Origin of the sequence: Shinella fusca, from assembly GCF_014203155.1 — a bacterium.
Lineage (GTDB): Bacteria > Pseudomonadota > Alphaproteobacteria > Rhizobiales > Rhizobiaceae > Shinella > Shinella fusca.
Genome location: NZ_JACHIK010000034.1, coordinates 1 through 8,553, shown reverse-complemented (window position 1 = coordinate 8,553; position 8,553 = coordinate 1). Strand labels below are relative to the sequence as shown.

Below are 8,553 nucleotides of genomic sequence, written 5' to 3'. Positions count from 1 at the left end.
GCAATTGCACGCAATCACAAGACAGGCTCGGTAACAACACGCCCGGCAGCATCAACCCAACCTACATGCAAGGTGGTGGGTTCGTCGCGCTTACGGATGATCGCCGATCTGCCCTGTGCGGGCCGGAGGATCGGACTGCACCTGACCGTCCGACGCTTCGTCTGCAATGTCGTCCATTGCCGCCGAAAGATCTTCGCCGAGCGTTTCAGTAATGGCGTGATCCGACCCATGGCCCGCCGACAGCGCGCCTGGAGACCTTGGTTCACCATCTCGCTTTGGCATTGGGTGGTCGGCCAGCAGCACGGTTCGCAGATCGTCTCGGGTTACCGGTTAGCAATGACACGCTGCTTCGAACCGTTCGCCGATATGATCGCCCACCACCGCCGCCGCCAGCCGTCATCGGCATTGATGACTGGGCGTGGCGTCGCAATCACCGATATGGCACTATCATCTGCGATCTGGAACGGCGAAAGACGATCGCGTTGTTCCCCAACCGAGAACCCTCGATCGCAAAAGCTTGGCTGGTCGAGCAGCCGCAGATCGAAATCGTCGCACGAGACCGCGGTGGCGGGTATGCGCAGGCCGCTGCACAAGCTCTGCCACACGCCGAACAGGTCGCCGACCGCTGGCATCTGATGGAGAACGCCAGCCACGCCTTTCTTGACGCCGTTCGCAAGTCGATGCGGCAGGTCCGCATTGCAATCGGCACAGCAACTATAAATCCAAAGCTTCTGACAGCTGCCGAGCGACTGCAATATGAGGGATATCTGCGGCGTGAAGAGGCAAACGCCGTCATTCGTGGTCTCGTCAGCGAAGGCGTATCCATCAAGGAGATCGTGCGCAGAACCGGGCACAGCCGAAAGCTGGTTCGCAGTGTCGTCCGTGGTCAGCGGACCGACATCTTTCGGATCCGGCAAACTTCCCTGGAACCGCATCTCCCTTGGCTTGAGGCGCAATGGGACGCCGGATTGCGGAACGGCGCTGAACTTTGGCGGCAGCTTCGGTTGGCTGGCTTCGGTGGCGGTCTCCGTGTTGTCACCGAATGGGCAACGCGGCGAAGGCGTGCCGAAAAGGCCGAGAATGGACTGGGCCACGCGCCGGCGGCACGCACTATCGTCCGACTGATGACCCTTGAACGCAACAATTTGACCAAAGCTCAGACGATGACGGTCGCTGCGATCGAGGAGCGACTACCAGACCTTGTCGAGGCAAGGGATGTCGTGGAGAGCTTCCACGAGATGCTGCGGCGCAAGTCTAAAGATGATCTGGACGCGTGGATCGACCGCGCAGCAGCAAGCTTGGTCGCGTCATTCGCCAACGGCGTCGTTCGCGACAGAGTAGCTGTTCAGAATGCGATCACCTCAATCTGGTCGAACGGCCAAACCGAGGGGCAGATCACCAAGCTGAAACTCATCAAGCGCCATGTGTGGACGGCCTCTGCGTTGCAAGCGGAATCTTTCGTGGCATAGCACCGGCGGGTGCAGTCATGTGTCCGGCCTGTTGACGTGGCTCACATGGCCACTGGCCCTGATGTGATCCGCAAGTCAGGTCCCAATCAAATGTCCGCAGTCTATGCTGCTTTCGCTTGGAACGGGTTCTCCTACTTGGGGTCTACCGGTCATTGTCACGTCATGATCAGCACTTGCAATCGAATTTTACACCCGGTCCTCTATTCCGTTGTCTGGACTCGATAATCCGCGTTTCTGGCCAGTAAGGCCCAAGCCGTGCGGGCCATTTTGTTGGCAAGAGCAACCGTCACAAGCCGGGCCGGCTTTCTTTCCAGAAGCGCTCGCATCCATCCGTTTCCGGATGTTCGATGCCTGTCATGGCGCAGAATTGCGGTGGCTCCAATCACCAGGAGGCGGCGAACATATCTATTGCCTTGCCTCGATATTCTACCGAGGCGCTCCTTGCCGCCGCTCGAATTCTGCCTTGGCACAAGTCCAAGCCATGCGGCGAATTCGCGGCCGCTGCGAAAATGCGCTGGATCGAGCATTGTCGCAGCGATCGCGGATGCGATGATCGGACCGACACCGGGAATCGTCGCCAATCGGCAACTGATCGAATTGGATCGATGCCAAGTCTCAATTTCTTTCTCGAGTTGCAGAATCTGCGCCTGAATTTGTTTGAGCTGGTGGATTAGGGGTTTAAGTCCACGCCGAAGTAGCTCTGGAAAATCATCATCAACGCCCTCCTCGACGCAGGCGACGAGTTCTGCAAGCCCGGTTCGCTTTTGAGCCGCGACAATGCCGAATTCCGCGAGATGGCATCGCAGTGCATTAATCAGCATCGTCCGCTGCTTTACCAGGAGATCTCGGCTTCTATGGAGCACAAGGACAGCCTGTTGATCAATGGTTTTGACGGGCACGAAACGCATAGTCGGCCGGGCGACAGCCTCGCAAATGGCCGCAGCATCGGCGGCATCGTTCTTTCCACGCCGGACATAAGGCTTCACGTACGAAGGCGGAATTAGCCGAACGGAATGTCCCAAACTCATCAGCTCTCTGGCCCAGTAATGCGAAGTTGCGCATGCTTCGATGCCTATGAGACAAGGTGTCAGGCGTGAAAAGAAAACTCGGACTTCGCTGCGGCGCAGCTTCCGCCTCAGCACCACGTCACCCGCGGCATCCACGCCGTGAAGTTGAAAGACATTCTTCGCGATATCCAAGCCTATCGTAACAATTTGCATCAGAACGGCTCCTCTGGGTTGCGCAATCAACGGCAGCAAGTTTAGCACTGCCGGTGAGGGAGCAGAGGCCGTCCATCTCATCAGATGTACGGGCGCGGGAAGCTCGATTTGCTTGAGGCACGTATCGTCGGAGCGCCCTGAAGTCATCGAGATTGCGTCAGACCCCTTATTCCATGCCGAAACACATTTTAGAGCGGGTCGTTCGTCAGAATGGGTTGCCGAAGCTATGTCCCGACACGTCGTCATTTCGGATAGGTTGCGCGTGGAGGTGGTCCGATATATACAGTTAAACTGTATATATCGGACCACGAGAGGAACCTATGTCTGTTGCTGCAAACAAGGAAGTCGTCCGCCGCTTCAATTTCGAGGTTATTCAGGAAGGAAGCGCCGAAGCGTTCGCTGCCTTGGTGGCATCGGATTTCGTCAACCACTCGGCCCCGCCTCACATACCGAATGGTCCGGAAGGCATGTGGAACACATTTCAGAATGTCCTGCGTCCGGCGCTATCCAATCTTACGGTGCTCATCCATGAGCAGATTGCCGAGGGAGACAAGGTGACGACGCGCAAGACGATCACGGGCGTCCATTCGGGCTCGTTGCTGGGAATTCCGGCGACGGGCGAGACCGTGGCTATCGATGTCATCGACATCGTTCGCGTGCGGGATGGAAAATACGCCGAGCATTGGGGAATAAACAGCTTGTCCGTGGTTCTTTCTACCCTGTCGAAGCGTTGATCCCTACACCAGTCGCTCGATGATCGTGATGGCGTCCCGCAGAGTGCGACGGTCCTGCTCGGAAAGCCTCGTGTCGATCATGGCTGCGATTTCGCGGGTTCTGGCTTCTCTTGCCTGGGACAGGGTTCGTCGTCCCTCCTCCGTTAGTGAGAGGAGCTGACTGCGGGCATCGGCGGGATTTTGCATTTTGCTGACGAGCCCTGCCTGCTCGAGCTGGCAAACGACTAGTCGCATGCTTTGATGTCGGACGTTACGACGGCCGGCAAGATCAGCGATGCTTGTAAGGCCATCGCGATCGAGAATAGCCAGGGTTTCGGATTGCGATGTTGTCGGCGTCCCGGCTTGTGATCGGACGCCGCGGACAAATTTCCCGACAGCCTGGCGTAGGTTCTCGGCCAGGATCAAGGTGCTTTCCGCACCATCGCTTTTCGCTGTGCCGCGCGCCATCGTGGTGTCCATTTTATGAGGCCTGCCGTTCGTCGAGAAATGCCTTCGGTTACATTAGGCAAACCGTCCGGCGGCGCAATGATTGCTCCAGTATTTGAGAGGGGGGACGCCTTTCAGGCTCAATCCCGCGTTCTGAACCTTCGTAAAAATTCGGCGACTATCGAGAAGTGCATCATCAGTGCGTCGTAGCCGAGGGCCGTCGATGTAGGCGCCGACTGCCATGCCGGCCAGCACGGCGGTCAGGCCGAAGGCGAGATAGCTCAACATAAAAAACAAAACAATAAGTTTGCCGTGTTCCTCGGGGCTTACGGCCGGACGATGGGACGCAGGACACCGTAGAACCAGGTTCCCAAGCCCGTTCCCCGTTCCGGCGATTACATGCCCCGCGAGATAGGCGGATAGCGATTGCGAGACGATGGCAACAAGCGTCAATGCCGTGCCGATCGACAGTGCAGAGGTCTCATAGAGCGTCACCCGCCGGGAGGAGCAGCCGCGCGATGTAACAGGCGTCGGCGCCTGCGGCGCAAAGCAGGACGATCACAACCGCCTGCGTCGCATGGTCCGCGGCGCCGAAGGTGTGCCGGACAATCGCGCGCCAGTGAGAGATAAAGCCCGCCCGTGGCCCACCCCGCGATGACAGGCGGCGAACTGCACGAGAATGCCTTCACTGCTGTGGTCGGCACCCTGATTCGTGGCCGAAGCGAGGCCCGTCATGCCGCGGCGCGGTCTCGGAATGAATCAGATGACGAGGCGAACAACGCGTAGGCGACAACCAGCGAGCCAAAAACGTTGGCCTCTGCCCCAGCCGTCGCATCCATCAATACATCCGCCACGAGAACGCCCGTTGCGAGGCCGGTAAGCGGAATGACCGAGTTCCGTACCGAAGCGCTCCCGCGTCTGCCCTTCGGCTCGAGATCGACGATGGCGGCAGAGAGCGCCGAGAGCAGCAGACCTGCGGCAATACCCTGTAACACGCGCGCGACCATCAATCCCATCACATCGCCCGCTTGCCAGAACAATAGCGGGCCAAGCGCGATCGGGACAAAGCCTCCTGATATTACCGGCCGCCGGCCGATATGGTCCGACAGCGGCCCCATGGCTAGCAGCGACGCCAGAGGGGCGATCGTGTAGACGGCAAAGATACCGGTCAGTCCCGCGGCGGGAAACCCGATCTCCTGTTGCAGCATGGGATAGAAAGGCGAAGGCGCGCTTGCGCCGGCCATCATCGCGGCCAATCCCACAAGCGTGATGCGGAAGCCGGCGAGATGGCGCGGATAGCATTGTATGGGTCACGCCGGCAACTTATGGTTTGAATAATTTCGAACCATTTTCTCCTATCGTTCCGCCGATGGTTCAACTAAATCCGAACCATGGTGCATGATGATACCGAGCTTCCCCATCGCGCTCGCAATGACCTGCGGTTGAACGACGTGTTCTTCGCGTTGAGCAACCCGGCCGCCTGGCCAGCGTTCGCCAGCTCGTCGACGGCCCCCTGGAAATGGCGCAATGCCATCTGCCTGATCCATCGATGCCGAAATCGACCAAGTGGCACCTGATGAAGGTGCTGCGCGAGGCCGGGAGGAATCAGTCCCCGGGGCGCAGCCGCCGCCTCAGCCAGCGACACGAAGACCTGGAGGCGCGGTTTCCCGGATTGATCGGCGCTGTGCTGGGCGCTGTGGCCTGGCCAATAAGTTCACGGCAATCCGGCGATACGCTGAAGCCGACCGGCGATGCGCCCATGGGCACACGCCGTCGGCGGCGGGGGCGACGATGATGTTCATGAGGCCCGCCGGTGAGGGCAGGCCTCCTAGTACAAATTCAGGGGACGTCCTTGGCCCTGTAGGCATCGGGGATGACGAACACTTCGTCGGCACGCCCGTAGCCGCCGTCAGGTACGGTTTCGATCAGCACCATCGTATGGGGGCGGGCGGCTTCGCTCAGATAATCGACGAGCATCTGCGTCGTCTTGTGAATCAGGTCTTCTTTCTGGATCTTTGAAAGGGCGCCTTCCGGCAGCTTGAAATTGGCAAATGGCATGATCGTCTCCTGTTGGTCTATGGATAAGCGTCACCGGCCGGTCAGATTATCCCGCCATTGGCGCGGATCACCTGGCCGCTGACCCAGCCGCTGTCGGGCCCGGCAAGGAAGGACACGACGCGGGCGATGTCATCTGGCTGGCCGAGGCGGCCGAACGGGTTCATGCCGACAATCGTCTTCACCAGCGCCTCGCTCTTGCCGGCCATGAACAATTCCGTTTCCACCGGTCCTGGTGCCACCGCATTGACGGTGATGCCTCGCGACCCGAGTTCCTTGGCGAGCACATGGGTCATGGCCTCGACTGCCGCCTTGGCCGCCGCGTAGACGCCATAGCCGGGCTGGTACATGCCGACGACGCTCGACGAAAAGCTGATGATGCGGCCGCCGTCCCGAAGCCGGCCGGCCCCCTCGCGAAGACCACGGAACACGCCGCCAAGATTGACGGATATCATTCTCTCAAACGATTCGTCGGTAACCTTGGCAATCGTTGAGAGCTCCATAACGCCCGCATTGTTGACGAGGATGTCTGTTCCGCCGAAAGCCCGCTCGGCGGCGTCGAACAGGGTCGCCATGCCGGCAGGATCGCCGATATCGGCCGCGACGGAAATGGCCCTGCTGCCCGAAGCCGCCAGCGCAGCAACGATCGCCTCTGCGGCCTCACGGCCTTTCGCGTAGTTGACGACGACAGCTATGCCGTCTTGTGACAGGCGCTTTGCGATGGCCGCGCCGATGCCCTTGGAAGCGCCAGTTACGATGGCTACGCGGGTTTGTCGGTCCGTCATGTTTTCTCTCCATCTGTTATGGCGCTGAAGGTATTGCGTCGACATGCGGAAACAATTACCCGGGAACTGACATGTCTGTTCGGCTAGGATGAATAAATTCATGGATAGATTGGACCGGATGCAGCTTTTCGTGCGTGTCGTGGAGCGCTGTAGCTTCACGGCTGCCGCCGCCGATCTGGGTTTGGGGCGCTCGACGGCAACCGAGGCTATCAAGCAGCTGGAAGTGGACGTCGGCGCGCGCCTTCTGGAGCGCACCACCCGGCACGTACGGCCGACGCTGGATGGCCAGGCATTCTACGAGCGCTGCCGGTCAATTCTCTCGGACGTGGACCACGCCGAAAACGTCTTCCGCGACGCCCGGCCACGCGGCCTCCTGCGCATCGACGCGAACGTTCTTCTGACCCGCACATTCCTGCTGCCGCGGTTACCGGAATTCCTGGCGCTCCATCCGCTGATCGACATTCATTTCGGGCAGGGGGACCGCCTTGTAGATCTCGTTCGCGAGGGGGTGGATTGCGTCATCCGGGCGGGCGACCTTACCGATAGCGGCATGATCGCCCGGCGGCTTGCGACGATCACGGAGGTGACGTGCGCCAGCCCCGGTTATATTGAGACGCATGGCATGCCGATGTCTCCCGACGACCTTGAGGGCCACGTGATGGTCGGCTTCATCTCGTCGCGGACGGGGGAGGTCATCCCTCTGGAGCTCATGGTGGGCGGCAAGGCGCGAGAGTTCGTTCTGCCCTGTCGCGTCACAGCCAATCATTCCGACACGACGCATGACATGGCGAAGCTGGGATTGGGCCTGGTTCAGGCGCCCCGCTATCGCCTTCAGCAGGATTTGAAGGCAGGGCGGCTGGTCGAGGTGCTGAAGGACTATCCCCCGAGCCCGACTCCGCTCTCGGCCCTTTATCCCCAGAACCGGCATCTGGCGCCACGCCTTCGCGTCTTCCTGAACTGGCTGGTGACGATATTCGCAGAGGCCGAGCTTTAGCCTATCCACGGCCGCAGGTGCCACCAGTATCAGGATTGATTTTTTGTATCGCAACGTGCTCAGTGCGACCGTCTGAGGCCGACGTGTTGTCTTTTGTCGAGCCCGTCGGTGCCGCAGACATGCTGTGTTACTTTCGTTATCAGGCTCATCGTCTGGCCCTCCACAGCAACGTGGAAAGGCGACGGGGGACTATCGCGATAGGAGCCGACACCAAGAGCAACGAGCCGCGGCCTGCGCGGCTGGGGTCGGTCACAGGCGAGGCAAATATGACAGTGTTGGGACAAAGAATTGGATGCGCTCCATTGAGGCGCCGGACGAGGGTGGTTCCCGCAGCGGCGCGATCTGGGGCGGGCGTACAGGATCAAAGCTGCCAGCTCCCGGGAACGGAGCGTGCTAGATCGATGGTAAGCGCGATTTTTGGGTCACCTATGAATCGGGGGAGCGTTTAGGCAGGTTGTGTCCACAAGCAACGTAATGGACACAATGCGATGGATGATGTGATCGAGCCGCGGCTATTGCGGGTATTGCATGCTGGTCGCGGCGGGAAACGCGAGTTTGATCGTAAGCGCGACGAACTCACCACCTTGCATATAGGCTGTGTTCCTGCCGCTGGCCACGTTGTTATCGGGCCTGTCTTGTGATGGCGTGCAATTGCAGGACTGCGGATGAGATATGGTGGTGGGCCGTCGCCCTTATTTTGCGCCGCTCCTGAGGAGAAAGGCGGATGAGGAGTTTGGCGAGCTGCGGATTGACGGCCATGATGGGGGCGATCACCGGCTTTGGCGTGGCAAGGAGGATCGGCGCCCACGCTTCGCCGCCCAGACTGAGGCCAAGGGAAAATCCGATCGCCCAGGGACCGACGATGGTCTC

Annotated in this window: 8 protein-coding genes and 2 pseudogenes; 3 read left to right on the top strand and 7 right to left on the bottom strand. The window is 59.9% G+C overall.

The features are described 5' to 3' along the window. Nucleotides 1-1,469, top strand: a pseudogene (locus tag HNQ66_RS23300) (ISL3 family transposase); the annotation flags it as partial. A 200-nt stretch (nt 1,470-1,669) separates the two neighbouring features. On the opposite strand, the gene HNQ66_RS23295 reads toward HNQ66_RS23300, so the two are convergent. Next, entirely contained in the window at nt 1,670-2,689 is a 1,020-nt protein-coding gene (locus HNQ66_RS23295; RefSeq protein ID WP_184147272.1) for an IS110 family RNA-guided transposase, read from the bottom strand. Nucleotides 2,690-3,009: 320 nt separating this feature from the next. Here HNQ66_RS23295 and HNQ66_RS23290 point away from each other — a divergent pair, with 320 nt between their 5' ends. Further along, the gene (locus HNQ66_RS23290; protein ID WP_184147270.1) at nt 3,010-3,423 is read left to right on the top strand and encodes an ester cyclase; all 414 of its coding nucleotides are present in this window, start codon (nt 3,010-3,012) and stop codon (nt 3,421-3,423) included. Between the two features lie 3 nt (nt 3,424-3,426). On the opposite strand, the gene HNQ66_RS23285 is transcribed toward HNQ66_RS23290, so the two are convergent. From HNQ66_RS23285 to HNQ66_RS23265, 5 genes are all read right to left on the bottom strand, one after another. Further along, a complete protein-coding gene (locus tag HNQ66_RS23285) occupies nt 3,427-3,882 on the bottom strand; it encodes a MarR family winged helix-turn-helix transcriptional regulator (RefSeq protein ID WP_184147268.1) in 456 nt (151 codons plus the stop codon). Nucleotides 3,883-3,924: 42 nt separating this feature from the next. Then, nucleotides 3,925-4,344, bottom strand: coding sequence for a hypothetical protein (locus HNQ66_RS23280; protein ID WP_184147266.1), 420 nt, complete (start codon nt 4,342-4,344; stop codon nt 3,925-3,927). A gap of 236 nt (nt 4,345-4,580) precedes the next feature. After that, complete coding sequence (locus tag HNQ66_RS23275; RefSeq protein ID WP_343059608.1) at nt 4,581-5,111, bottom strand: MFS transporter; 531 nt, start codon at nt 5,109-5,111, stop codon at nt 4,581-4,583. 577 nt (nt 5,112-5,688) lie between these two features. Further along, nucleotides 5,689-5,907 carry a tautomerase family protein gene (locus tag HNQ66_RS23270; protein ID WP_184147262.1) on the bottom strand — a complete coding sequence of 73 codons (219 nt, stop codon included), beginning with the start codon at nt 5,905-5,907 and terminating at the stop codon, nt 5,689-5,691. A 41-nt stretch (nt 5,908-5,948) separates the two neighbouring features. Continuing rightward, nucleotides 5,949-6,689, bottom strand: a complete 741-nt coding sequence (locus tag HNQ66_RS23265) for an SDR family oxidoreductase (RefSeq protein WP_184147260.1) — start codon at nt 6,687-6,689, stop codon at nt 5,949-5,951. A 100-nt stretch (nt 6,690-6,789) separates the two neighbouring features. Between HNQ66_RS23265 and HNQ66_RS23260 the strand changes: the two genes are divergently transcribed. Then, entirely contained in the window at nt 6,790-7,683 is an 894-nt protein-coding gene (locus tag HNQ66_RS23260) for a LysR family transcriptional regulator (RefSeq protein WP_184147258.1), read from the top strand. A 621-nt stretch (nt 7,684-8,304) separates the two neighbouring features. On the opposite strand, the pseudogene HNQ66_RS23255 reads toward HNQ66_RS23260, so the two are convergent. Then, nucleotides 8,305-8,553, bottom strand: a pseudogene (locus HNQ66_RS23255) (YecA family protein); the annotation flags it as partial.

Coding starts and splice junctions, on each gene's coding strand:
- HNQ66_RS23295 (WP_184147272.1), bottom strand. CDS start 2,689: ATGCAAATTGTTACGATAGGCTTGGATATCGCGAAGAATGTCTTTCAA.
- HNQ66_RS23290 (WP_184147270.1), top strand. CDS start 3,010: ATGTCTGTTGCTGCAAACAAGGAAGTCGTCCGCCGCTTCAATTTCGAG.
- HNQ66_RS23285 (WP_184147268.1), bottom strand. CDS start 3,882: ATGGACACCACGATGGCGCGCGGCACAGCGAAAAGCGATGGTGCGGAA.
- HNQ66_RS23270 (WP_184147262.1), bottom strand. CDS start 5,907: ATGCCATTTGCCAATTTCAAGCTGCCGGAAGGCGCCCTTTCAAAGATC.
- HNQ66_RS23265 (WP_184147260.1), bottom strand. CDS start 6,689: ATGACGGACCGACAAACCCGCGTAGCCATCGTAACTGGCGCTTCCAAG.
- HNQ66_RS23260 (WP_184147258.1), top strand. CDS start 6,790: ATGGATAGATTGGACCGGATGCAGCTTTTCGTGCGTGTCGTGGAGCGC.